Origin of the sequence: Telmatobacter sp. DSM 110680, assembly GCF_039994875.1 — a bacterium.
In the GTDB taxonomy this organism is placed as follows: Bacteria; Acidobacteriota; Terriglobia; order Terriglobales; family Acidobacteriaceae; genus Telmatobacter.
This window is the reverse complement of record NZ_CP121196.1, coordinates 3,747,108-3,771,185: the sequence shown is the minus strand read 5'-3', so window position 1 is coordinate 3,771,185 and position 24,078 is coordinate 3,747,108. Positions and strand designations below refer to the sequence as shown.

Annotated in this window: 25 protein-coding genes; 14 read left to right on the top strand and 11 right to left on the bottom strand. The window is 56.8% G+C overall.

The window, feature by feature from the left end:
• Positions 1-42: 42 nt before the first annotated feature.
• The 7 genes from P8935_RS15465 (at position 43) to P8935_RS15435 (ending at position 4,708) form a co-directional block, all read left to right on the top strand.
• Entirely contained in the window at positions 43-975 is a 933-nt protein-coding gene (locus tag P8935_RS15465; protein WP_348261195.1) for a tRNA pseudouridine synthase A, read from the top strand.
• Between the two features lie 48 nt (positions 976-1,023).
• A complete protein-coding gene (locus P8935_RS15460) occupies positions 1,024-2,295 on the top strand; it encodes a M20/M25/M40 family metallo-hydrolase (RefSeq protein ID WP_348261194.1) in 1,272 nt (423 codons plus the stop codon).
• A gap of 134 nt (positions 2,296-2,429) precedes the next feature.
• A complete protein-coding gene (locus P8935_RS15455; RefSeq protein ID WP_348261193.1) occupies positions 2,430-2,792 on the top strand; it encodes a hypothetical protein in 363 nt (120 codons plus the stop codon).
• A gap of 100 nt (positions 2,793-2,892) precedes the next feature.
• Positions 2,893-3,219, top strand: coding sequence for a metalloregulator ArsR/SmtB family transcription factor (locus P8935_RS15450; RefSeq protein WP_348261192.1), 327 nt, complete (start codon positions 2,893-2,895; stop codon positions 3,217-3,219).
• Positions 3,216-3,638: an SRPBCC domain-containing protein gene (locus P8935_RS15445; protein ID WP_348261191.1), complete on the top strand. Its 423-nt coding sequence runs from the start codon at positions 3,216-3,218 to the stop codon at positions 3,636-3,638. Before P8935_RS15450 ends, P8935_RS15445 begins: the two co-directional genes overlap by 4 nt.
• Positions 3,635-4,087 (top strand): DoxX family protein, encoded by a 453-nt coding sequence (locus tag P8935_RS15440; RefSeq protein WP_348261190.1) that lies wholly within the window; start codon positions 3,635-3,637, stop codon positions 4,085-4,087. The genes P8935_RS15445 and P8935_RS15440 overlap by 4 nt, the downstream gene beginning before the upstream one ends.
• 18 nt (positions 4,088-4,105) lie before the next feature.
• The gene (locus tag P8935_RS15435) at positions 4,106-4,708 is read left to right on the top strand and encodes a DUF1801 domain-containing protein (protein ID WP_348261189.1); all 603 of its coding nucleotides are present in this window, start codon (positions 4,106-4,108) and stop codon (positions 4,706-4,708) included.
• 31 nt (positions 4,709-4,739) lie between these two features.
• Here P8935_RS15435 and P8935_RS15430 read toward each other — a convergent pair whose 3' ends face one another.
• Together P8935_RS15430 and P8935_RS15425 are read right to left on the bottom strand one after the other, a co-directional pair.
• Positions 4,740-5,516, bottom strand: a complete 777-nt coding sequence (locus tag P8935_RS15430; RefSeq protein ID WP_348261188.1) for a TIGR03435 family protein — start codon at positions 5,514-5,516, stop codon at positions 4,740-4,742.
• Positions 5,517-5,564: 48 nt separating this feature from the next.
• On the bottom strand, positions 5,565-5,978 hold the full coding sequence (locus P8935_RS15425) for a DUF1801 domain-containing protein (protein WP_348261187.1): 414 nt from the start codon (positions 5,976-5,978) through the stop codon (positions 5,565-5,567).
• 234 nt (positions 5,979-6,212) lie between these two features.
• On the opposite strand from P8935_RS15425, the gene P8935_RS15420 reads away from it, so the two are divergent.
• The 4 genes from P8935_RS15420 (at position 6,213) to P8935_RS15405 (ending at position 10,874) form a co-directional block, all read left to right on the top strand.
• Positions 6,213-7,838: an amidohydrolase gene (locus P8935_RS15420; RefSeq protein WP_348261186.1), complete on the top strand. Its 1,626-nt coding sequence runs from the start codon at positions 6,213-6,215 to the stop codon at positions 7,836-7,838.
• 124 nt (positions 7,839-7,962) lie between these two features.
• The gene (locus tag P8935_RS15415) at positions 7,963-8,892 is read left to right on the top strand and encodes a DMT family transporter (RefSeq protein WP_348261185.1); all 930 of its coding nucleotides are present in this window, start codon (positions 7,963-7,965) and stop codon (positions 8,890-8,892) included.
• A gap of 158 nt (positions 8,893-9,050) precedes the next feature.
• Entirely contained in the window at positions 9,051-9,425 is a 375-nt protein-coding gene (locus P8935_RS15410) for a hypothetical protein (protein ID WP_348261184.1), read from the top strand.
• Positions 9,426-9,512: 87 nt separating this feature from the next.
• Entirely contained in the window at positions 9,513-10,874 is a 1,362-nt protein-coding gene (locus P8935_RS15405; protein ID WP_348261183.1) for a pyridoxal-dependent decarboxylase, read from the top strand.
• 125 nt (positions 10,875-10,999) lie between these two features.
• On the opposite strand, the gene P8935_RS15400 is transcribed toward P8935_RS15405, so the two are convergent.
• On the bottom strand, positions 11,000-12,526 hold the full coding sequence (locus P8935_RS15400) for a M20/M25/M40 family metallo-hydrolase (protein ID WP_348261182.1): 1,527 nt from the start codon (positions 12,524-12,526) through the stop codon (positions 11,000-11,002).
• Positions 12,527-12,763: 237 nt separating this feature from the next.
• Here P8935_RS15400 and P8935_RS15395 point away from each other — a divergent pair, with 237 nt between their 5' ends.
• Together P8935_RS15395 and P8935_RS15390 are read left to right on the top strand one after the other, a co-directional pair.
• Positions 12,764-14,413 (top strand): trypsin-like peptidase domain-containing protein, encoded by a 1,650-nt coding sequence (locus P8935_RS15395; protein ID WP_348261181.1) that lies wholly within the window; start codon positions 12,764-12,766, stop codon positions 14,411-14,413.
• 249 nt (positions 14,414-14,662) lie between these two features.
• On the top strand, positions 14,663-15,151 hold the full coding sequence (locus P8935_RS15390) for a peptidoglycan-binding domain-containing protein (RefSeq protein WP_348261180.1): 489 nt from the start codon (positions 14,663-14,665) through the stop codon (positions 15,149-15,151).
• Positions 15,152-15,292: 141 nt separating this feature from the next.
• Here the strand turns inward: P8935_RS15390 and P8935_RS15385 are convergent, their stop codons facing one another.
• Positions 15,293-15,748: a hypothetical protein gene (locus P8935_RS15385; RefSeq protein WP_348261179.1), complete on the bottom strand. Its 456-nt coding sequence runs from the start codon at positions 15,746-15,748 to the stop codon at positions 15,293-15,295.
• 151 nt (positions 15,749-15,899) lie between these two features.
• Positions 15,900-16,556: a hypothetical protein gene (locus P8935_RS15380; protein ID WP_348261178.1), complete on the bottom strand. Its 657-nt coding sequence runs from the start codon at positions 16,554-16,556 to the stop codon at positions 15,900-15,902.
• A 266-nt stretch (positions 16,557-16,822) separates the two neighbouring features.
• Between P8935_RS15380 and P8935_RS15375 the strand changes: the two genes are divergently transcribed.
• Positions 16,823-17,239: a DUF805 domain-containing protein gene (locus P8935_RS15375; protein ID WP_348261177.1), complete on the top strand. Its 417-nt coding sequence runs from the start codon at positions 16,823-16,825 to the stop codon at positions 17,237-17,239.
• A gap of 97 nt (positions 17,240-17,336) precedes the next feature.
• Here the strand turns inward: P8935_RS15375 and P8935_RS15370 are convergent, their stop codons facing one another.
• The 6 genes from P8935_RS15370 to P8935_RS15345 all read right to left on the bottom strand — a co-directional run bounded on the left by P8935_RS15370 (position 17,337) and on the right by P8935_RS15345 (position 23,983).
• Positions 17,337-17,762: a hypothetical protein gene (locus P8935_RS15370; protein ID WP_348261176.1), complete on the bottom strand. Its 426-nt coding sequence runs from the start codon at positions 17,760-17,762 to the stop codon at positions 17,337-17,339.
• 595 nt (positions 17,763-18,357) lie between these two features.
• Positions 18,358-19,929 carry a carboxylesterase family protein gene (locus P8935_RS15365; protein ID WP_348261175.1) on the bottom strand — a complete coding sequence of 524 codons (1,572 nt, stop codon included), beginning with the start codon at positions 19,927-19,929 and terminating at the stop codon, positions 18,358-18,360.
• Between the two features lie 106 nt (positions 19,930-20,035).
• Positions 20,036-21,265 carry a diaminopimelate decarboxylase gene (lysA, locus tag P8935_RS15360; protein ID WP_348265343.1) on the bottom strand — a complete coding sequence of 410 codons (1,230 nt, stop codon included), beginning with the start codon at positions 21,263-21,265 and terminating at the stop codon, positions 20,036-20,038.
• Positions 21,266-21,432: 167 nt separating this feature from the next.
• Positions 21,433-22,266 carry an alpha/beta fold hydrolase gene (locus P8935_RS15355; RefSeq protein ID WP_348261174.1) on the bottom strand — a complete coding sequence of 278 codons (834 nt, stop codon included), beginning with the start codon at positions 22,264-22,266 and terminating at the stop codon, positions 21,433-21,435.
• The gene (locus P8935_RS15350) at positions 22,263-22,643 is read right to left on the bottom strand and encodes a PspC domain-containing protein (RefSeq protein ID WP_348261173.1); all 381 of its coding nucleotides are present in this window, start codon (positions 22,641-22,643) and stop codon (positions 22,263-22,265) included. Before P8935_RS15350 ends, P8935_RS15355 begins: the two co-directional genes overlap by 4 nt.
• Before the next feature lie 113 nt (positions 22,644-22,756).
• Positions 22,757-23,983, bottom strand: a complete 1,227-nt coding sequence (locus tag P8935_RS15345; protein ID WP_348261172.1) for a hypothetical protein — start codon at positions 23,981-23,983, stop codon at positions 22,757-22,759.
• Positions 23,984-24,078: the final 95 nt, after the last annotated feature.

The window sequence follows — 24,078 nt, the reverse complement described above, 5'->3', positions numbered from 1 at the left end:
CGCCCCGTTTGGTCAATTACCCTGTTATCAACCCTGATTCCCGTGACCGACGACGCCCAATCCGTACTGGAACAAATTTCTGGGCGCGGAGCGCAGACGTGGAAACTCACCATCGCTTACGATGGGACCGACTTCTCCGGATGGCAAATCCAGCCTGGCGAACCTACGATTCAGGGGGAATTGCAAGCCGCGCTGGGCCGGATCGTAGGCGAATCTCCCCTGCCCCAGGGCTCGGGCCGAACAGATGCCGGGGTGCACGCTCTCGCTCAGGTCGCCAGCTTCCCTCTTCAGGCCCGGATCCCGCCAGCCAATCTGCTTCGCGCGCTCAATCGAACGCTGCCCGGGTCTATCCGCATCCTGGAAGCGCAAATCGTGGCGGAAACATTCCACGCGCGGCACTCCGCAGTCGCTAAAACCTATGAGTACCGCGTACTCCCCATCGAGCCTGCAGAGCAGCAGCTATGCTCGCCTTTTCTTGCGCGCTATGTGTACCCGTATTCGTGGCGACTGGATCCGGGAGTTCTCAATGCTGCGGCAGCAGCGTTTCTGGGTGAGCACGACTTCCGCAGCTTCGCCGCCACCGACCCAGATCTCGCCACTCGCACTGACGATCGTTCCGAAGACTCTGCGATTCAGATTCAAACCCGGGGTCCCCAGCGACAGGTTTTGGTCGCCGGGTTAGAAGCGCGAACGGCCATTCGCACGATTTATTCCTCCGCGTGGCGGGAAGAGACTACTGATGGCTTCCATCTCTTCGTCTATCGTGTCCGCGGCAATGGATTTCTCCACCACATGGTGCGCAATCTGGTCGGCACCATGCTCGATATAGCCCGAGGGTACATGCGCATTGAAGATATTCCTGTAATTCTCGCTGCCAACGATCGTTCCAAAGCTGGACCCACCGCTCCTGCGCGCGGCCTCTACCTCCACTCTGTCGAATATGACGGAGCGGAGACAATTTCACGCGTGCGCTGACTTTGCATCACAAATTCTGCATCGTATCTCCTGCTAACCTGAAATCGAATGGCAATCTTCTCGCGCAGCACGGCTTTCACCCGCGTCACATCCATCGCTGCTCAGCGCGCTATCCACGCAGCTTTCACATGGATTCACAACAATCCCAAAACACTCATCGATCGCCAGGCCGAACTGGTTGCCATTCCCGCCCCCCCTTTCGGCGAACAAGCGCGCACGCAATGGATCGCCGAGCGATTCGTCGAGATCGGACTTGCCAGCGTAACGACAGACACAATCGGCAACGTCATCGGATTCATTCCCGCCACTCATCTTCCCGCTGACAGCACGGGACCCGTCGTTGTCCTCTCTGCGCATTTGGATACCGTCTTCCCTGCTGTGACTCCGCTTCGTCCTGTGCTGACGCGCGACAATGACGCGAATCGTCTAGCCGCACCTGGATCCTGCGACAATGCTGCGGGCGTTATCGGTATGCTCGCCCTGGCACAGGCCATTACCCAAGCCAAAGTTCACCTAGCCTCTCCCATCGTCATACTCGCCAATGTCGGAGAAGAGGGCGAAGGCGATCTTCGCGGCGTACGCCACTTCTATAACCATCCAGAACTGGCCGGGCGCATTGCCGCTCACATCGTGCTTGACGGTGCAGGTGCCGACTCGGCCGTCACGCAAGCCCTCGGCAGCCTTCGCTTCCAAGTCACGATCAACGGGCCCGGCGGCCATAGCTTCACTGACGCGGGCACACCGAATCCCATCGTTGCTCTTGCCACAGCCCTCGCCAATCTGGGGCTCACTCCGATGCCGGAGAAGCCGAGCACTACCCTCAATGTCGGAACAATTCACGGTGGCACGAGTGTCAACTCCATCCCTGAAAGCGCCACCGCTTCGATTGACTTTCGCTCTACGAGTTCGGAAGAGCTTCTTCGCCTCGAAGTCGCCCTGCATCGCGCCGTTGAGGACGCCGTGGATCAGAACAATGCAGCAGCGAAATACAATCGGAAGAGCAACCGGGGACTGCTGACATATACCGTCAAAAAGATTGGCGACCGTCCCGCCGCGCAACTCCCCGCCGACTCTCCTATTCTCGAAACTCTTAGGGCTGTCGACCGGCATCTCGGCATTCAAACCGATCTTCGCCTCGGCTCGACCGATGCCAATATACCGATTGCGCTCGGCATTCCCTCTCTCTCCATGGGCGCCGGGGGAGACGGCGGCGGCGCCCACACAGTCTCTGAGTGGTACAGCGACAAAGACCGTGAAACCGGCCTCCGCCGCATTCTTTTGCTGTGCGTTGCCATGACGGAATGGGCCGCCGAGCAGTAGCTCGCAGCGCTGAAATCGAAGCAATGGGTTGGTATCGAGACTCGAAACCAAGTGCAACGACCACTACCGAGCGGTCAAACAACCAACCGGACGACCTGAAACACCATCCAGATTGCTAGTCCCGGGAGGCCGACATGAAAGATTGGGCGCTGGTTGCCCTTCTAATTCCTCTTGGCGCAATGGCGCTGGGCCTGTTTGGATTCTTCGGTATGCAAAGAGTGATTTGGGATAGAGCCTATGATCAGGCGCTTTCGAAATACCGAGTCGCCTTTGTGCATCGCGATGATCCAGGAGGTGCTAATGTGTTCCCCCTGTATCAGGAATATGAAGAAGCCGAAAAGCAGCTGGAATCGATGCAGACTGAAGATCCCGAAAGACTCAAACGGTTTAAGGAGTTGCAGGTCTGCGGACTCAGTCTGAAGGGCTATCGCGATCTCAAAGCAAACGGGTTCGTTACGTCCAGATTTGAGAAGGCTGCTGCAGCCTGCGCTCAGTGACTTTCACCCGAAATTCAGAACATCTCAAGACAAAGCAAGCCCACAAAGCTTGAAAATTTCAGTTGACAATCCATAATCATTTGGTTATGGTTTTCTGGTGATGACGTCGGTTCATACAAATTACGTTTTTCGTGCTCTCGCCGATCCCACTCGAAGATCTCTCTTCGAGGAACTGAGCCGGCAGGGAGAACAGACCGTTCACGCATTGACGCGCCACGCGGGTGTGTCTCAGCCGGCTGTTTCGAAACACCTCACCGTGTTGAAGCGCGCAAAGCTGGTGCGGCATCGCCGCGACGGACGCGAAACTCACTATCGCGCGGAGCCAAACGCCCTGGCACCGATGGTCGACTGGCTCAATCTTTACGGCGCCTTCTGGCGCGATCGATTTGATCAACTTGAAAATCTCTTGCAAAGGATGGAACCATGACCACGACTGCCCCAACACAGAGTCTCGTGATCGAACGAGAGATGTCGCACCCCCCCGAAAAGATCTGGCGTGCCCTCACCGAAGGAAAACTGATCGACGAGTGGCTGATGAAAAATGATTTTCAGCCGGTCGTCGGCCACCGCTTTCAATTCCGATCCACTCCGGTGCCAAATTGGGACGGGATCATCGAGGGTAAAGTTCTTGAGGTCGAGCCAAATGCGCGACTCGCGTATACGTGGGCTTCCATGGGAATGGAGAGCGTAGTGACCTGGACGCTTACGCCAGCCGGCAGCGGTACTCATGTTCGCATGGAGCACGCTGGCTTCCCATCGGCAGAAAGCGCCAGCTACAAGGGTGCCAAATACGGATGGACAAGCTTCATCGGCAAGCTGGAGCAAGTCGTGGGAGGTTTGCAATGACTACGAAGACAAGGAATATCGTCTACTGGACAACGACAGTCCTGGTTGCGTTCTTCATGAGCGGCGGTGTTGCGCAGTTGATGCAATACCGGGCCAACCCTCACGGCGTTGTGCCTGAACTTGGTTATCCAATGTATTTCTTCGCCATACTCGGCGTATGGAAGATACTTGGAGCCATCACCATCCTGGTTCCGGGTTATCCGCGTCTCAAGGAATGGGCGTATGCCGGCATCTTCTTCGATCTGACAGGGGCTGCTGTATCGTGTGCCTCTGTCGGTGTCTATGGTGCTTACGGCTTTCACATCTTCGCTCCGCTGATCATCGCCGGTTTGACTGTGACATCCTGGGCCCTGCGGCCAGAAAGCCGCAGGGTTGGCGTTCTCTTCCCAGCCAGCGAAGAACGTCACGCCGGCGTGAACACGAGAGCGGCAACCGTTGCAAGGGGTTGACGGAATATCTGAGTCATAGTGACTGAACGGACGATGACGACGAATCCTAAAGTCGATGCTTTTATTGCCGAGTCGAAGAACTGGCGTGAAGAGTTGCGGCGGCTGAGAGACATTCTCTTGGACTCCGAGTTGACTGAAGAGTTCAAGTGGGATCAACCCTGCTATACCTTTGAGGGAAAGAACGTTGCGATCCTTCATGGATTGAAAGAGTCTTGTGCGTTTGCGTTTTTCAAGGGTGCCCTGCTGAAGGATGTCCACGGTGTTCTGACAAGCCCTGGGCTCAATACGCAGTCAGGGCGCTGGATTAAATTCACCTCCGTGCGAGAGATTGCGGAGATGAAATCTGTTTTGAAGGCTTACATTCGTGAAGCCATCAAGGTGGAAAAAGCCGGCCTGAAAGTGAAATTAAGAAAGACTTCGGATTTGAAAGTTCCCGAAGAATTCCAAATCCTGCTGGACGAGTTTCCTAAGCTGAAGACCGCCTTCGACGTACTGACGCCAGGACGACAGAGAGCATACATCTATCATTTTTCCGCCCCCAAGCAATCCAGGACACGCGAAGCCCGTGTTCGAAAATTCATGCCGCATATCTTCAAAGGTAAGGGGCCGCTCGAGCAGTAAGCGTGCTGTATTCACGCGAACATCCGGTCGGCTAGTTTTCAGTTGGAACTTTTGCTGCCTGGTCCACGACCAATACATCTACTTGTTCTTTGCGGCCTTCAATCTTCAGTCCCAACTGATCATGCAGCGCTCTCTGCCACGCGGCAAACATATCGGTGCCAAGCTCCGGCCGCATATCAACGTTGAAGTCAAAGATGCCCGTCATTCCAGTTTTGTCTAGCACCGGTATCCTCGACGTACTTGCCCGCACTGGTGTGCTTGGATCGTTGGTTGCCGGAATGGACAATTGAACCGCAAGCAGATCGGCAAACTGGCGCAGATCTCCATGAAAATGGAATCCGCCGACCGAGGCTGCAGGTTTGTCGCCATCGATTGGATGGATTTTGGCACCGCCTTTGTCGACCATGAGCGCGTACACACGCATTTCTCGCTTCTCAATGTGCTGCGTAAGATGGAACCGCTCCGCAAGCAGGCTTCGCAGCATCCTGGCCAATTGGTCCTTCGTGGCCCCTGTCGAAGCTTTTGCTTCGATGTCAAATTCGTTCTGGTCAATCCAGTTTGGCCCGGACACCTGGTCCATCTGCAACTGGTAGGCCTCCGCGACCAATCTCTTGATGGTGACATTCTTCGCGGTGAATTCACCGGGCGTGTAGGTCAATTGATTGTTATAGTCCGGCCCCACGTTGTGTTGGCTTGGCCTGACCGACGCAACGTCAAACGTTGGCGGAGTCGTTGAAGACTGGCACAGAGCCATTGAGGTTGAAACAACGAAGAAGATGACGCGGCTCACTGTACGCACGGTCTTCATGAATTACTCCTCTGCTAGATGGAAATCTGCAAACTCATACAGCGCATCTCAGGCCTTTGCGGCATTCAATGCCACAGCGGCGCGGATCAGAGCTTTCAAGGCCTTCTCATTTACCTTGTCCCCTTCGTGAAAATCGATAGCGCGGCGCAAGTTCCCTTCGAGGCTCGAATTGAAAAGACCTGCCGGGTCATCCAGGAAAGCGCCCTTGGCAAACGTCATCTTCACGACCTGCTTGTGGGTCTCCCCTGTGCAGATCATCCCGTGATGCGACCATACTGGTACCCCTCGCGGATTCGAGGGTTTCTTCCATTTGCATTCCTCCACAACATCCGGATCGGCCTGCCTGATCAAAGCGCGGAGGCGCGAAAGCATCTCGCCCCGCCAGTCACTCAGTTGATCGTTTTCTTTTGAGGCTGGTCCAGTCGTCGCGGTATCGGCATTCCGTAGAACGCTCTTTTTCATGTTGAGGGCCTTCCTATCTGTTTGAATCTCGTTCGGTTGTTTCTGCTGCTTCCCTGGGCAGATTTATATAAACACGAGACCGGCAAGCGTTGGCCAGTTGTCCGCAGTTGGCTCTGCTAAACTGCGCCCATGCGCACGAACTGCTTCCTTGTGGCCACGGCATTCGTAGGTTCAATATTGTGTCCAGCTCAGACCACCCCAGCCAAGTCTTCCGCGCCCAAGGTGACGAAACCTGTGCCGTCTACTGCAAAAGCCAGCTCTACTGCCCCCGACGCGATCTTCTTCGATGGGGTCATTTACACGGGCGCTGGATTCGCGGAAGACAAGCCTCAGATCGTTGAAGCGATCGCCATTCGCGGCGCTAAAGTCATCGCCATCGGCAAATCTGCGGAGATCACGCGTCTCGCCGGGCCCAAAACTGCTCTGCACGATCTCAATTCCGTCACTACCAGCACTTTCATCTTTCCCGGCTTCAACGACGCGCACACGCATCTGGGCGGCGCAGGGCGCACAAAGCTCAACGTTGACCTCACCGGCGTCAAGTCGCTCGCCGACATGCTCACACAAATCAAAACGGCAGCCGATGCCGCGCCAGCAGGCCACTGGCTCACTGGCGGTAACTGGGATCACACGCTCTGGGAGCAGAAGGTGCTTCCGACGCGAAAGGATCTTGACGGAGTAACAGGCAATCACCCCACATTCCTCGATCGCATTGACGGGCATATTTCAATCGCCAACAGTGCTGCGCTGGCCGCTGCGGGCATCACCGGAAAAACACAACCACCGCAAGGCGGAGCGATTGATCTCGACGGCAGCGGCCAACCGACCGGCATTCTTCGCGAATCCGCGCAGGGCCTCGTCTATAGAGTCATCCCACCGCCCACCGCAGAAGAGCGCCGCAAAGGCGACGAACTCGCCATCGAGGACGCGCTCACCCATGGCGTCACCAGCGTGCAAGACTTCAGTGATTGGGAAGACTTCCTCGTTTTCGAGAAGTTGGAGAAGGAGGGGAAACTTCATCTCCGCATCAGCGAGTGGCTGCCCTTCAAGGATTCTCTTGATGAGCTGAAGGCACATCGCGCCCATCACGACGTCAACGATCCGCTGCTCCACACCGGCATGCTCAAAGGCTTCATGGACGGTTCTCTCGGCTCGCGCACCGCAGCAATGAAAGCGCCTTTTGCCGACGATCCCGGCAACACTGGCCTTCCCCAATATAACCAGGACGAGTTGAACAAGATGGCAGTCGATCGTGCTGCTGCGGGCTTTCAGCTTGGCTTTCACGCCATCGGCGACAAGGCGACATCGATGGCGCTGGACGCCTTCTCGCAATCCGGCGTCTCCACATCTGCACGGAATCGCATCGAGCACGCGCAGGTCGTCGATCCCGCAGACATCCCGCGATTCAAGAAACTCGGCGTCATCGCCAGCATGCAGCCCAATCATTTACTCACCGACATGAACTGGGCCGTCGATCGCCTTGGCCCGCAACGTGCCGCGTACTCCTACGCGTGGAAGGCCTTCCTCGACGCTGGCGTCCCGCTTGCCTTCGGGACTGACTATCCTGTTGAACCGATCACGCCGTTTCGTGGACTCTACGCCGCTATCACACGAATGAACGAAGCCGGAACTAAAACCTACTATCCCGAAAATAAACTTACCCGCGGCCAGGCGCTCTATGCCTACACGCAAGGCTCGGCTTACGCGGAATTCGCCGAGAAGCATAAAGGGAAACTGCTCCCGGGCTATGACGCAGACTTCATCCTCGTCGATCGCGATCTCTACAAAATCGGAGCGCCCGCGATCCTTCAAACCCACGTTGTTCAAACATTCGTCGCCGGCCAGCCTCGCCTTCCCTGAGGTGTCATTCTGAACGGAGCAGCCTGGGGCCCTGTTCTGCGCAAGCAGAATGGGGTAAGCGTAGAAAAGGATCTGCTTTTTCTTTATCGAACCTCATCCCGCCGAACTGACATAATCAAAAAACATGAAACTGCGCGCATATCTCCTGATGACGTTTGTGGTGGCCGTCTGGGGATCCACCTTCGTGCTCATCAAAGGCGCGCTCTCCGACTCCACGCCAGCAGCATTCAATCTGATTCGCATGACGCTGGCCTTTGTGCTGCTCGCCATCGCGTATCACCGGTCGTGGCGCACCATCCGCCGCTCCGATATCGGCGCAGGAGCACTTGTCGGCCTTTGTCTCGCCGCAGGCTATCAATTCCAGACCACCGGACTCGCGCGTACCACGCCATCCAAATCCGCATTCATCACCGGACTCGTCGTCGTCCTTGTTCCGCTCTTCTCCATCGTGCCTGCGCTCCGTCCGCCGGGTGCACGGTCTCCTCGCTGGAATGCATTCCTCGGCGCTACACTCGCCTTTCTCGGCATTCTCTTTCTTACCTCGCCGTCGAACATTCGCGCTTCATCTTCCCTGTCTTCCCTTCTTCCCGATCTGTCTTCCATTAATGTCGGCGACATACTCACCTTCGGTTGTTCCATCGGATTTGCCTTCCATTGCATCGCCCTCGGCCACGTCTCCCCGCGCATCCCTTTTCGACCGCTCGCAATTTTGCAAGTCGGCTTCTGCACGATCTTCATGGCTGTGAGTCTTCCCCTTATCGAGCATCCGCACGTTCACTTCACGCCGCGCTTGTTGATCGCGCTGGTTATCGCCGCAGCACTCGCCACGGCTGCAGCATTCTCTATCCAGAGCTGGGCGCAGTCCATACTTCCTTCCACACACACTGCGCTGCTTCTCACCCTGGAGCCGGTATTCGCGTGGATCACTTCCTTTCTGCTGATGGGGGAACGACTCGGCCTTCGTCCCGCCTCTGGAGCCATTCTTATCCTTATCGGCATCGCCATCACGGAATTAATCCCCCAGCCTCACGTCCCCACTGCTCACGAAGCCTGAGCAGCGTGCTACCAGTCTTATGCGGCTGCAAAGCTCACGCACCGGCGAGGGTTTTTACCCTGAGCCCTTCTTCAGGAATTCATGTGCCGCAGTCTCCCGAATGTTGCACAATGAGAGCCAGGCCCCTACTCCAATCGCTGCAGTGAAAGGCAAACGCAGTGCCGTCTCCGTGGAGCAATCTTCGTGGCCCCGCAAAGCTGTTAGCGAACAGCGCCACCGTCCTGCTGGTCGCCTCTGGATTTCTCGGCGTCGAGGCCGGCATCATGATCGTCCTTGGTGAGGCGCGCAACGTCGTCATCAAGCCATTTGTCCTGCTTGGCTATCTCGAAATCTGCGCGATGTTTTTTTCGAGTGTAGGTATCATTTGCGGAATCGTGGGCCTCATCTTCTATCGCCCGTATATCTACATCAGCGAGAAAATTTATTTGTACCGCGCGCGCCACACAGCTCTGGTCACCGACCAGCACACGCACTTCGAAGATGTTGCGCGAGTGCACGTTCCCAATCCCGAGGAAGACGGTGCACCGGATTAAATTCGGCACGTCCAAGCCTCAACGTGCCTGCCATGAATCACCTGAATTTGCGGCTGTATGATTTGCCCACGCACGATGGATTTACCTATGGAAAAATTGCTCGCTGAAACCGCCAAACGCGCCGCTAGCTATCTCTCTTCACTTCCTGAGCGTTCCGTCGGTCCGCCTTCCGCGTCTATCGCCGCGCTCGACCAGCTTGGCGGCCGGCTGCCTGATGCGCCCACAGACCCAGCACAAATTCTCGCTCTCCTCGACGACATAGGATCGCCCGCAACCGTCGCGACTGCCGGCCCACGCTATTTCGGCTTTGTTATAGGGGGTACGCTACCTGCCGCTCTCGCAGCGAACTGGCTTGCCGGCGCATGGGATCAGAACGGTGCCATGCAGATCATGTCTCCGGTGGGCGCCCGGCTGGAAGAGATCGTGCTTCAGTGGACGATCGATCTGCTCGAATTACCCGAAGGCTCCGGCGCCGGATTCGTCACCGGAACGACCATGGCCAATTTCACCGGGCTCGCCGCAGCGCGCACTGCCCTGCTTTCTCGCGCCGGATGGAACGTTGAAGAAGATGGCCTCTTTGGCGCGCCACCAATCGATGTCGTGGTCGGCGATGAAGTTCACGTCTCGCTGCTCAAGGCCCTTTCGCTTCTCGGTCTCGGCCGTTCTCGTGTCACGCGCGTTCCCGTGGACAGCCAGGGACGAATGCGACCGAATGCCCTTCCTCCTCTCCACAACCGCACCCTGCTTTGTCTTCAGGCGGGCAACGTCAACACCGGGGCATTTGATCCCGCCCAGCAGATTTGCCCTCGCGCCCGCGAAGCCAATGCATGGATCCACGTTGACGGAGCATTTGGCTTGTGGGCAGGATTGTCTCCGCAATACGCACCGCTTCTTGCCGGTTTCAATGCTGCGGACTCATTGGCGATCGACTGTCACAAGTGGCTCAACGTTCCCTATGACTCGGGCCTCGCCGTTGTGCGCGATCCTAAACATCTTCAAGCCGCCATGTCGATCAGCGCGGCGTACCTTGCGTCCAGCGACAAGCGCGAACCTTGGCACTACGTACCGGAATCATCGCGCCGTGCACGGGCAATTGAGTTGTGGGCGGCCATGCGCTCACTCGGTCGTGATGGACTGTGCGAACTCGTAGAGCGCAATTGCCGACAGGCGCGTCTCTTCGCGCAGCTCCTCGCGGACGCTGGCTTTTCCATCCTCAACGATGTCGTGCTCAACCAGGTCCTTGTGTCATTCGGGACTGCGGAACAGTCCCGCGCGATCATCAAAGCAATCCAAGACGACGGCACATGCTGGTGCGGCGGCACCGAGTGGCAGGGCCACACCGCCATGCGTATCAGCGTCTCCAGCTGGGCCACAACAGACGACGACGTTAAGCGAAGCGCCACAGCCATCATCAAAGTCGCCCGCAGGATTCTCGTACCCGGACCCTGAAATCAGAACAACTGAAGTCACAACAAGATCGCGGTGTCATTCTGAGCGAACGGGCCCCCGAACGTAGTTCAGTTAGGGGGTGGTGAGCGAAGAATCTGCTTTCTGCATTTCTAATATTTACGCCACTATCGCGTCGCTGGCTCCGCCGAATCCGCCAGGGCATAGGCAAGCACTGCCATCACCGCTGCATTTTCATTCAGGTGCTTCTTATCAATCTTGTCGAAGGTGTCCGCCGCCGTGTGGTGATAGTTGAAATAGAAACGGCTGTCCTGCACGGGCGCAAAACTCGGCACGCCTTTCTCCGTCATCCCCGCGATATCTTCGCCCGTCTCTGGCGCGCTCACCAGCGAACCCGCGCCATCAGCATCCAGCACCTGTGCTACAGGCCGCAGCCATTGGCCGAGTTGCGGTTTTCCAGCGTAGTAAATTCCAGTCGGATGATCGGCGCCGAGGTCGCTCTCGATCGCGCCAACGTGATTTCCCATATCAGCCGCATGCTCGGCCATGTATGCTGCTGCGCCCTCTGAGCCTTCTTCCTCACTCATCCACGCAATCACCCGCACAGTGCGCCGTGGATGAATCCCCAGTTCTTTCATTAACTGGATTGCCTGCATGGATACGACAACGCCGGCGCCATCATCAATCGCGCCTGTGCCCAGATCCCAGGAGTCCAGATGCCCTGAAACCACCACCACCTGCTCTGGATGCTCAGTTCCCTTCCAGTCCGCAATCACGTTGTAGCTTTGCGCATCGGGCAGAGTCTGTGGAGTCAGCGTCAGGTGCATCGTCACCGGTCCCTGGCTCGCCAGCACCTTCAGGATCTCTGCATCTTCGGCAGCCACCGCTGCCGCTGGAATCTTCGTTCCGGCATGCGGATACTCAGTCAGCCCTGTATGCGGTAGCCGGAAATCCGCTCCGCCCACGCTCCGCACCAACACTGCGACCGCGCCCACCGCCGCTCCCGCAATCGGTCCCGCCGCGCGATATACCACGCCGTTTCCGTACGCTTCCAGTCCATGGCCCGTGGCTGCAAGCTCCTTGTCGAATGCATGATTGAACAGTAGAATTTTGCCTTTCACCGAACCCGCAGGCAGCGCGTTCAACTGCTTCCAGTCGTCCACCACTACAACCTCGGTCGTAATCCCCTCAGGCGGAGTCGCGGTGCTACCGCCCAGCGCCGTCAGTACGATCTTCTGGGTCGTCCCCGGGGCCTGGCCCGGCCACGCCGTCAACTCGGCCGTCTCCATGCCGCGAACCCAGTGAGGCACTGCTGCTTTTTCGAGCGTTACCTCGGCACCAAGCGATCGCATTTCGCCCGCAACGTAGTCCACCGCCTTCTGCGCCTGCGGAGATCCGCTCAGCCGCGGCCCGATGTTGTCTGTCAGATGCTGGAGTTCCTTGTAGGCGTAGTCGCTTTTCATTGCCGCCGCGCGCAGCCGCTCCATGGTGGCCAACTGCTCATCGGTCCAGGCGCTCTTGCCGCCAGACAGCATTTGGTTCAGCCGGTCCAGCATTGTGGGCTGCTGCCCCGCCGGATCCGGGCCCTGAGCGCTTTGCACAGCCTGTGCCTGCCCCGAGCACACCGCCACCCCGGCCGCCGACACCGCAGCCGCAATCACCATGAATCTGCACCACTTCAGAGGGGAATCCATGCCGGATGTTAGCACGCCCCATGCAACACTCTTCCGCCTCCGCTACGTCTATACATCAGCAGCAGTTTTTGGATAGCCAGACTGGGGTATCCCGGCCGTCGAATCGGGCATCCGACGCTTCAGGCACCTCCCCCGCGGCCGCTACTGGCAACCCGCCAGAGTGGCTATACTTAAGATTGGCGCTTTGAATTTTCTAGAGCCGAAGTTGGCTGAACAAGTTAAGAGGTCTTAGATCGAATGAAATCGCTCCTGGTACGACTGCGCTCGCATCGTCTCTCATCCACATTCATTTTGCTCGCCACCGTCTCTGCCGCAATCGTTGGCGGCTCCTTCGCGGCTCACGGAGTGCGCGGCCAGGAAAGAACGAGCGACAGCGCTGATGCAACCCCCCTCAAGGTCCAGAGTTCTACGACCGAACCCAATGCGTTCGTCAAAATTGCGAAAGCAGTTGGTCCAGCCGTGGTGAACATCAACACCCAGACCCTCCCCAAAGCTGTCGAGAACAAGGGCCGGCGCCTGAACCCCCACAGCCGTGTGCAGCCCAATCCGCAAACTCCTGGCGATAATGACGACGATCAGAACCCCGACCAGGGCCCCGGCCAAGGTCAGGGACAGAACAACTTCCAGGACTTTTTCAACCGTTTCTTCGGCGGTCAGATGCCCGACCAGGGTGACGGCGGAGACGACGGACAGGTGCGCGAATCTCTGGGATCCGGATTCATCGTTGATCCCAAGGGCTACATCATCACCAACAATCACGTGATCGAAAAAGCTGACAAGATCTACGTCAAGCTCTCCACAGATCCAGATTCGCAGGACCTCGGGCGCCCAGCCCGCGTAATCGGGACCGACAAAGCCACAGACCTTGCCGTCATCAAGATTGATACAAACTCTGCATTACCCACTGTGAAGATGGGCAACTCCGATCAGGCACAGGTAGGTGACTGGGTTGAAGCTATCGGCAGTCCCTTCGCGCTGGCTCAAACGGTCACTGCCGGAATCGTCTCCGCCAAGAACCGCACCATTGAACCCGGCGTTGCCGGACAGTTCCAGCACTTCATTCAAACCGACGCGGCCATCAATCCCGGCAACTCCGGCGGTCCGCTGTTAAACATGAATGGCGAAGTGATCGGTGTAAACACCGCCATCTACACGCAATCGGCCGGCTACCAGGGCATCGGATTCGCAATGCCCGCGAACACGGTGGTCGCCGTCTATAACGACCTCATCAGCCCCAGCCACAAGGTTACGCGCGGGTCCATTGGAATCTCCTTCCGCTCAGGTCTCTCTGGCGCTGTAAATCGTGTCTACGGATTCAAGAACGGCGTTCTGGTTCAGCAGGTACAGCCCGGTGGGCCGGCGGATAAGGGCGGCATCAAGCCAGGCGACATTATCGTCACCATTGACGGCCGCAACATCAAGGATGGCGACGATCTCGTGAGTGATATCGCCAGCCGCCGTCCGGGATCGAGCATTCGTCTGGGCTACATGCGCGATGGTAAACCCGGCGACGCCACCGTCACGGTCGGTGATCGGGACAAGGTGTTCGCGGAGATGACCGGCCAGCAGCCGCAAAACGCTCCCGACAATCCTTCCGAAGCTGGTGAAAAGCTGGGCCTCGTGGTCCGCCAAATCACCGATCAGACCGCCTCCAAGCTTCACACATCAGGCGTGGTAATTCAGTCCGTTCGCACCGGATCGTTCGCCGACCTGCAGGGTCTGGAGCCGGGCCTGGTCATTATCCGCATCAACAAGCACGCAACCGGGACCAAGGATCAGTTCGATGCCGTGGTCAAGGGGTTGAAGACCGGCGATGACGTGGTATTCGAAGTTATGGATCCCCGCCATCCCGAGAACGGCCTCAACTACGTCGGCGGCACTTTGTAAGAAATCTCCACGCCGGGGCGGTGTCTCACCAGACACTTCCCCGGCGTCTAACAAAAGGGACGGGCATCACAGACCAGGCAATAGCCGTAAGTGCAACGTAAACATTGGACTTTAGTTTCTGGATCGAACTTTCGTTTTTGTAATTGCTCCAATTCCCTGGTTCCAGAGACTTTTTTTTGGCACACTCGGTGGACGCTCAAGTAGAATCGGCTCCTGCGTCCGGGAAACTCAATCCATGAGGTATCCAGCATGCTTTCATTTCGAGCAAGTCTGGCGTTTCTGCTTTCCGCTTCTGTTCTCGCGGTAACGGCGTTCGCGACTCCGACGCACAAGAAAACGTCAACTGTGCACGCCCGTGGCACCACGCACCATATCTCCAAGCCCAGCAGGACAAGCGCAAAGTCGCGCCACAAGAAGTTGCACGGCCAGCAGGCGATCGACTCCGCCCGCGTTACCGAGATTCAGCAGGCGCTTATCCGGCAGCACTATATGACCGGCGAAGCCACCGGCCAGTGGGATTCCACCACCGTAGCCGCCATGCAAAAATTCCAGTCTGACCAAGGCTGGCAAACCAAGCTCATGCCCGACTCGCGCGCCATCAAAATGCTGGGCCTCGGTCCCGACTACTCCGACGCCATCAACGCCTCCGGATCATCCTTTGCACCTCCCAAAGCCGCGACCGATATCCCCGCCGCCCAGGCCTCAGGATTCGCAGCTGCCTCCGGCGTCAACCGCTAGCTATATCCAATCAAGTAAATTCGAAAGGCCGCGATCGGATCTCCGACACGCGGCCTTTCTATTTGGCGGAGCTTTCCTCGTTGAAGTGTTAATTAGTTGGTTGTTTCCGAGTAGCCTGTGACTCGCCAGGAAACGAACAAATCACTTCTGATTGAGGAACGCATTCCGTCGGCGATTCAAGGCAAATTGCGCCCACATTGAGCCGCCTAATGCTGCTACAGAGACGATGATTCCAAGATTAAAAGCGGTGAGCACATATCCAATCTCAGGGAGAATGTAACCAAGGTTTGGTGGTGCCTTGGCAGTCTCCAATCCGAGCAAGATGTCAGCGATCCACCACGAGAGATTCAAGATCGACACGAGAACGGTTAACCCAGCCAGTTGCTTAGATGAGGCTATTCTGGATGACAATTCGCTGAAGGCAGATTCACTCTGCTCGCTGCGCTTTCGTAGCTTTAGCAGAACCCATATGAACCGCACGCCACGTTGAAGCAAAACGATGATAACGATGAGCAGGTACAACGCAAACAGCCTGGCAAACCACGGCTGGTGCTCCCCGTACATTGGTTGAAAATTGACGGCTTGCTCTTCTTGCAATTTAGAGCCTCCGAGTGCTTTATTTCTTTAGACACCTGCAGATGACCAGTTGTTCCGAGCGGATGGTGGGCAACTCGGACCTTTGACGATTCTTCGCCTAGGCAGCCCGGCAAGCCGACTCTGGATCATTATGTTCATCAACCTCGAAGCGCTATTTGATGAACCGGAAGCTTTGAACAATCTGATTCATACTCCCGTCCACCTTCTTCTGCTGTTGAGCAGTCAGCCCCTGCTTCGGAGGATCGAAAGCATGCGGATCAGTGCCTGACTGGCTGACGCTCAACTCGAAGCATCTCCCGCCATGGAATGTGCGATACAGGTCCACGGAACTCGAATGGCTCATCGCGCCCTCGACTTTAATGCCGTGTACAAACAGAACTCCTCCGATCACCTTCGCAGGCTGCCGAGCGGAAATCAAATACTCCGGCCACTCCGAGACGCCCGCTGAACTCTTTGACGGATAAGGGGTCACGCACACATCGGCCGTCATCGTCTCGCGATCAGTCCTAAGTTCACGCACCTCGAACGCAGCGGCTCCAAAGCTCGTTTCCTTGAATTGCTTCGCCGGGTACACAACGCAAACGATCGCGTCTTGATCGCATGCCGGGATATACGAATGAATGCATGGCTCAATTCGGCCTGGTGTGCACACTTCGAAATCTGACGGGTAGAAGAATCGAAAGAGGCCGTCAGGGCTGGTGAAGCTGGCTCGCCGGATCGAAGGTGCCTGCTCCGAATACGATGCGACGGCTAAGCAACTAATTGCCATTCCGAGAAGAACCAGAAGCCGCCCACCTCGTGGATTCATGGCTACATGCTAATGCTTTCGGGTGCGTCCAGACGCCTGGAGGGTTTGCCCGCAAGCGACTCTGGCTGTGGTGCGGACAATCCGGAGATAACCTCGTTTTACGATTTCGAGGTTACCTCGGAGCGCCGAGACACACTCCTCGGATTCGTAACACCTCATTAAATGCTTTGCAGGAACATTCTTTGCTGTGGGAACTTGGCTGTGACGGTTGGCTAGCCTTGGCTTAGCCAGGCTTCGCCGTTTAGACCCGATGCTGGAGAATTCCATTGAGTTCATTTTTTCTCGCGTGGAAACGTGCCATGGACTTTGAGGGCAGGTCGAGCCGCAAGGAATACTGGATGTTCCAACTCGCAAACATCCTCCTTATGTTGGTGCTGCTCTTCTTCGCGCTTGGGATCACCATTATCGCCGCCGTAGTTTCTCACGGAACCGATACGCCACTCACCGAACGGGCATTGCTTGCGAGCCAAATTCTGTTTGCGGTTTTTATATGCGCATCCTTCGTTCCCTCGTATGCCTGCCTTGTCAGGAGACTGCATGACACTGGCAAGAGTGCCGCGTGGACGATTCTTCTCGCGGTTCCGGTTCTCGGATTCGCTGTTTATGTCTTTGCGATGTTCGACAGCTTCCCGGGATCCAATCGTTACGGATCGAGCCCGAAAGCATTGACTACCGAATACTAATTCGGAGTTAGTACGAAAACAGGATGGCTTGTGATGTTGGTGGATCGAACTGGAGCTACGCGGCGGCGTCGGAAAACGTTTGAGAAAGAATCCAACGTTACTGGTCCAAAGCTGCTGGCTGATTGACTGGACCTGTCGCGAGAAGCTCGACGACCCGAGCAATCATCGGGCGGGTATATACCTCCACGGGGTCTTCATCTCGATTGTCGCCGTGGTAGTACTCACCCGCATCGAACGCCGAATAGACCTCCCAAAAGATTTGAGGCTTGGGCCCACTAGTGTTGGTAACGGGACTGGCGAGGTCATTCACCACCATGTCGCAAAAGTCGAACAATAGCTCCGAAGCGTTGTACCCGAGCGCCAGGCCCTTAGCGATCTCGTCAAAGAGCTGAGATCGAGAGCAGCCGCAAGCATTGCGCCATCGCTCAACATCTTCTTCTGTAAGGTGTCGCTCAAGGGAGCGGTATTCGACGCCTTCTTTGTAAAAGGTCTTTAGTTCGTCGATGATGTGAGCCGCTTTCATTGCATAAGACTAAATCAATCCTCGGAAACACCCGATGAGCCGCTAATGTGGTTGCGCCTGGATAGTGGCCTACTCGGCTGTAATCATCTAAAGACTTGTATGATGGTCGACGACTGCAGCCAAATCTCCATCTGCCCATTTCCCGAATTCGCCCCATAGGTTGCGATGATGTCAACCAACTATTCATTCGCCCTGCTTCAAGTGATTGATTCAAAATGCAAGATTCTCCAGCCTGATTTGCAGGCAATTTCCACGGTCTATCGCACAATGGACTTGCATCGATCTCTCCATTGAGAGAGAAAACCATGAGCATTTGCGTTTCTCTGCGAGAGCCGTAGTGATTCCCGGCGATCTCTAAGTCCTTTCCTGAGACGGTTCTGCGGCTAACTTAAATAGGGTGAGGAATTTAGGGTACCAGAATCGCCGTAACCCCATGAAACAGAGGAATTTATCTGCCAGGGTATGGGGGGAGGGGTACCGCTGCAAAGGAGGGTGCGCCGGGGTCGAAAGAATTTGACCGTTCGGCAAAATCCGATTCTAGGAAGGCAATCCCGCCCTGTTGAGAGCGGGATTGCAGGAAAAGCGGACACCGTCTTCAGAAACGCATCGACGGAATCCCCTGCAGAAGGAACAAGTCCCGTTCGCGCGTCGGGTCCGGTCCCGACGTGATGGGGCTGTTCAGGTGGATGATCGCATTGTCGGTGGTGTCGTACTTCGGCCAGTTCGGAACTCCTGCTCCGTTGGGATCGCCATTCTTCGCGAAGTTGGTCCAGTAAGTCTGCATCGCCTCGCTTAGCTCGCGATCTTCGGGCCGGATGGTTTCACCGGGCCGCGTATCCAGCGTCCCGAATACGTACTCGATGTCGTCGGAATGGAATGCGAACGTGCCGGGATGATACTTGCTCGGCAGAGCCGCGAGTTCGAAGTGATAACGGTACACGGGAGCGTTGCCGGTTTTGCGATGCGCCTCGAGCCACTTCCATGTGCCGAAGGCGATGAACTGGTCGCTGCCGAAATCGACCGCCGACCGCAATGCCTGCGCATCGGTCTCGCCGGGATACAGCTTCACAAACGCATCGGCACGGTCTGCAAACTGCTTTGCAGCGAACTCCTTCCACTGCGGCGCTGTCATGCCCCGCATGGCCATGAAGCTGCCTTCATCGGCGTTCCATCCAGCCAGCAGCGGCACATGCGCTTGCTTGCCCGCTGCGTAGGTGTCAGGAACAGGCTCGGTCAAAAACTTTCCATCGATAACCGGCGCGAAACCTGTTTGACCCTTCGTTTTCGCGGCCTCCAGCACCTTGTCTGTCGGCATGGCGCGCAATTCCGCAAGATTCTTCACGTTCAGCGTCGCGACCCACTTGCCGTCAATCGGCGCACGCTCAGTAACCGTCTGCCCGCCGAGATTCAGTGCGCTTGGAAATGCAGCGCCGCTCTCGCCGATCGCTTTGGCGAATAAGCCCTGCGCCATCGGTGAAGCCATCAACGTGCTCACTGCAAACGATCCGGCGCTCTCGCCGAAGATCGTCACGTTGTTTGGATCACCGCCGAACGCGCCGATGTTGCTCTTCACCCATTGCAGCGCCGCCACCATGTCCATCAAGCCGTAATTGCCCGCGACGCCGTTGTTCTCTTTCGCCAGTTCATCGGTGACGAGAAAACCGAACACGCCGAGGCGATAATTGATGGTGACCAGCACTACGCCCTTCGTAGGCAGAAAGTCTCCATTGTGCCGCGGCTCCGAACTTCCGCCGCCCGAGTAACCGCCGCCATGAATCCAGAACATGACCGGCAACTTGCTCTTGTCCTTCGTATCAGCAGGTGTATAGACATTCAGAAACAGGCAGTCTTCGCTCGGCCCCGCATCCTGAAACACCATGTCGTCGAATACGCGTCCCTGCGCACAGTGAGCGCCGTACTTTGTAGCATCCCGGTCGCCCTTCCATTTAGCGGCAGGCTGTGGCGCCTTCCAGCGCAAGTCTCCGACAGGCGGCGCAGCGTAGGGCAGCCCCATGAACGCTCGCACCTTGCCGTTGTTGATCGTCTTGCCGATGACTTTTCCCTGCTCCGTCTTTACCTTCAATGGATCCGCATTCACACTGGCTGACATTCCGATCAAAATCCCTGTCACAGCCAAGGCGCACAACGCCTGCGTACGAAAAAACATTTGAAATTCCTCCGCGAGATACCTTATCAGGACGGGCTCAGGCGCGCAGTAGTTTCAACGCGTGCTTCTGGTCACACTCGCGGATTGTCACTGCCGCCCAGGTCTGCTAGATGATTTCCGTTGCCAGCAGATCTTTCATCTCTTCGCGGCGCCGAATAAGGCGGTGCTGTTTTCCTTCCACCAGAACCTCGGCGGGCCTGAAGCGCGTGTTGTAATTCGAACTCTGCGCCATGCCGTAAGCGCCGGCATCGAGCAGCGCCACCAAGTCACCAGCTTCAACCGGTTTCAACATCCTGTCTCGCGCGAAAAAGTCGCCCGTCTCGCAGACAGGTCCCACCACATCGACCGCCCGTGCACGACCTGCGCGCGGTTTGACCGGCACGATCTCGTGATAAGCCTGGTAGAGCGCTGGCCTGATCAGATCGTTCATCGCCGCATCGGTGATCACAAAAGTCTTTTTGCCATTCTTCTTCACGTTCAACACGCGCGTCACCAAGGCCCCGGCCTGCGCAACGATAAAGCGCCCCGGCTCAATCAGCAACTTACCGTCAGATCCAGCCAGTGCTTTTTCTATCGCTGCCGCATACTCCAGAACCTTCGCTGCCGGATCAGCGCCATCTTCGCCGCCGTGATAATCGATGCCGAGCCCACCACCAGCATCCACTACTTTCAGCGCAATGCCTTCGCGCTTAAGTTGCGTTACCAGCTTAACGACGCGGTCCATTGCAGCGCCAAAGGGCTGCGCCGAACGAATCTGCGATCCGATATGAACACTGATTCCGTGCGGCTCGAGCCACCTGCTCTTCGCCGCCTTTCGATAGATCTCCGCAGCCCTGCGAATATCGATTCCAAATTTATGTTCGCGCAATCCGGTCGAGATGTAAGGATGGGTCTCAGCAAACACGTCAGGATTCACGCGCAATGCAAACCGCGCTCTCTTCTTTATCATCCGAGCGCATTCTGCGAGTAGCGCCAGTTCCGATTCGCTCTCAACATTGAACTCAAGGATTTCCATTTCAAGCGCGCGATCGATCTCGGTCGCAGTCTTGCCCACGCCCGAGAAAACCACGCGCCCGACCGCCTCTGGCGCCGCTGCGATTACTCTCTCCAGTTCCCCTCCGGAAACGATATCGAATCCAGCGCCGCGCTCTGCAAGCAGCTTCAGAATTGCCAGCGACGAGTTTGCTTTCACTGCATAGCAAACAAGATGATCGCGTCCCGAAAAGGCTTGTTGGAATAGATCGAGCCTCTCAGCAATCTGGTTCGCTGAATAGACGTACAAAGGCGTGCCGTACTTCTTCGCGAGCGTACCGAGCGAGACACCATCACAACTCAGGGCGCCGCCTGCACGATCATGATGAAAAGGGCGGAGTGAAGTTTTCAAATCTGAATTCAAAATGGCTTCCAATGATCGAACGGGATGCTTTGAGCCTATCGCATATCGGTCGGCACGCTATCGTAATTCGAGTCGTGGCAAGGTTCGTCCAGAATGGCAAGAAAGGATCAGAACTCGAATTGTGCGAGCCACGGCGCCATGAGTGCCGCCAGTTTCGACGGCTGTTCGTAAGCAGCAAAGTGTCCGGCATCTGCCAGCAGATGAAATTCGCATCCGCCTTCTGCAGCTTCAAACACGCGCATTTCCGCCTCCGAGATGCCCGGATCCTCGCCGCCACAGATGGCCAGAATGGGCGCATCTATCCCCGGAACCTCGGGCACTGAATCCGGTCGAGTGGCTAAACCTGCCTGCACGGCTACAACTGCTTCAGGCGTCAGTGTCATTCTCGTACGCAATTCAAAGACGATCTCCGGACGCTGTCTTCGCGCAGTGGCTCCAATCAGCGTCTGCGCGTTACCGTCAAACACGCCTGCGGTCCCATCGCTGCGAATCTTTGCAATCGTCTCTACACGTTTTTCTAGATTTGCGTCTGCATCCGGCTGCGGTTTCGAGCACACGAGGGCCATGCCTCGCATGCGCAGCGGCGCTCTGCGCCAAAGCTCCAGCAATACGTAGCCGCCGATTGAGCAGCCTGCGAAGACCGCTTCTGACAACGCAAGATGATCCATCAGGGCCAGGACGTCGGTCGCCAATTGTCCCACACTAAGAACCGGCGCATCAGGTACGCGTTGAAAACCCCCGACGGGCAAAGCGTTTCCGAGTTCGGACGCTCCATGGCCGCGGAGATCCGGCACAATGGCGCGCAGTTCACCCAGTTCCCCGATCATCGGGAGCCAATACGCATGGTCAAGTGGTGTGGGGTGGAGGAAGACGACGGGCAGCCCCCCGCCAAAATCCTCAAAGCTCAATTGCGTTCCGTTTGAATCGTACGTCTTGCTCATACGCTGGGAGGATAGCCGCCCGGAGTCGTGGGCGGATAGTTCCCTGGTGGATAAGTTCCCGGACCACCCGGCTGAAAACCTACGGGCATCGCGATCGACTCCTCAGGAATTCCGATCCAACCGGCCAGATACGCCACGCCCACCAGCCCGCTCGTAAACAGGCACCCTACGACGGTAAGGATTCGCACAAGTGTCACATCCCATCCGTTGGCCTGGGCCACGCCGATGCAAACACCCGCAATTTGGCGGCCTGCAATCGGCCTTACTAGCGGCCTGCCCGGGGGCGGAGGAGCAGCGGTCACCACGTTCCCGCAGTTCGAGCAAAAGCGAGCGCTCGGCGGCAAAGAGGACCCGCAACGTTGACAGTAGAAGGGCATGACCAACCTCCGGGAATCGCTATGTTGATTCCACGATATCACTACGTAAAACCGTCCGTGACGGTTCCGAGACTACCCGCTGCTTTAGGAGGGCCTGACTTGCTAACCTCTGCCTAATTGCCGTGATACGGGGAGTTGATCCTCTTGCGGGCGGTGTCTGCCCGGGAGGTGTTGGGACCTGCCGCAATTGCCGCCTGGTAGTCCTTCAAGGCCAATTGCCGCTCACCGAGCAGATCGTGGCATTCGCCGGCTGCCAACAGCGTTCGAACCTTCAATTCGGGACCGACGCCTCTCGATCCTCCGGCTTTCTCGTATGCGGCGGCCGCCTCAGCATAATGCCGCTGACCTCGCAGGGCATCCCCCAACCCAAAGTAAGCAAGCTCGAGACGGGCCTCGGAGAAGTAATCGGGCTTCGCGTTGTCGGAAACAATTTCCTCGTAGGCGTACACAGCCCCCATTCCTTCGCCTGCATCTTTGCGGAGATTTGCCTCCTCCAGGCAGAACAGGTAATTCCGGGGATATTGCTTTTTGAGATTGCGGACCACGTCAATCGCTTCCTTGTACTTTCCTTCGCGTCGCAGGAACAGCGCAATCACGGTGCGAGCTTCAACGCTTGTGGCCGGTCCACGATTGGCATCGTCCCGGAGCATCTCCATGCCCTTTGTTTTTGATCCAGTGATTCCCACAAATCCAATCAAGAATTTGAAAGGCAGCGGCAGAGCGCCAACCACGTAGTTGTAGACACCCACTACAAGCTTCGCGTCGATGTATTCGGGATCGATCTGCAGAACGTGCGCGCAATCATCTTTTGCTTTGCCTGCGAGCCGGAAGCCGCTAGAAAATCCACGCTCTACCATTGCAACGTAGGTGCACCTCAGACTGCGTACCCAACCGCGTGCAAAAAGAGCGTCAACATCGTTGGAATTCTTTCCAATGCGATCATCGGCCTCTTTCACGGCTTCATCGGCGAGTGCGAAGATTTCATCGCGTTTTTTTGGATCTTCATCGGTCGCGTGTTTGCCGGTGAGAAAACCATCATTTGCGTAGAAAGTGGTATCCAGCAGGTCCTGCCGGTATAGCTCCTGAAAGACGACGGCATCGAGCAGCATGGCAGTCGCGTACGGGTCCGCCGGATGCTGCTTATGGATTCGCTCAAACTTTGTTACGGCCGTTGGGTAATCCAGCAAGTAGAAATACCGATAGGCTTCCTCTACTTGCGGATCAAGATTCAGTGGATTGGTGTGGGCCTTATCTTCGGCAACGCCTTGCGACGCGGCAACTACAAATAACGTGAAAGTCAGGCCAATGCGCCGTAATAGCGTCCGATTCTTCAGCTCCATTGCTCCTCGAAGTTCCATGAGGCATTCAGCATCCGGAACCGTGCCTTTTCAAGTTTATCGGAGAAGAGCCGGAATGCTCCCAGCTTACCCGACGC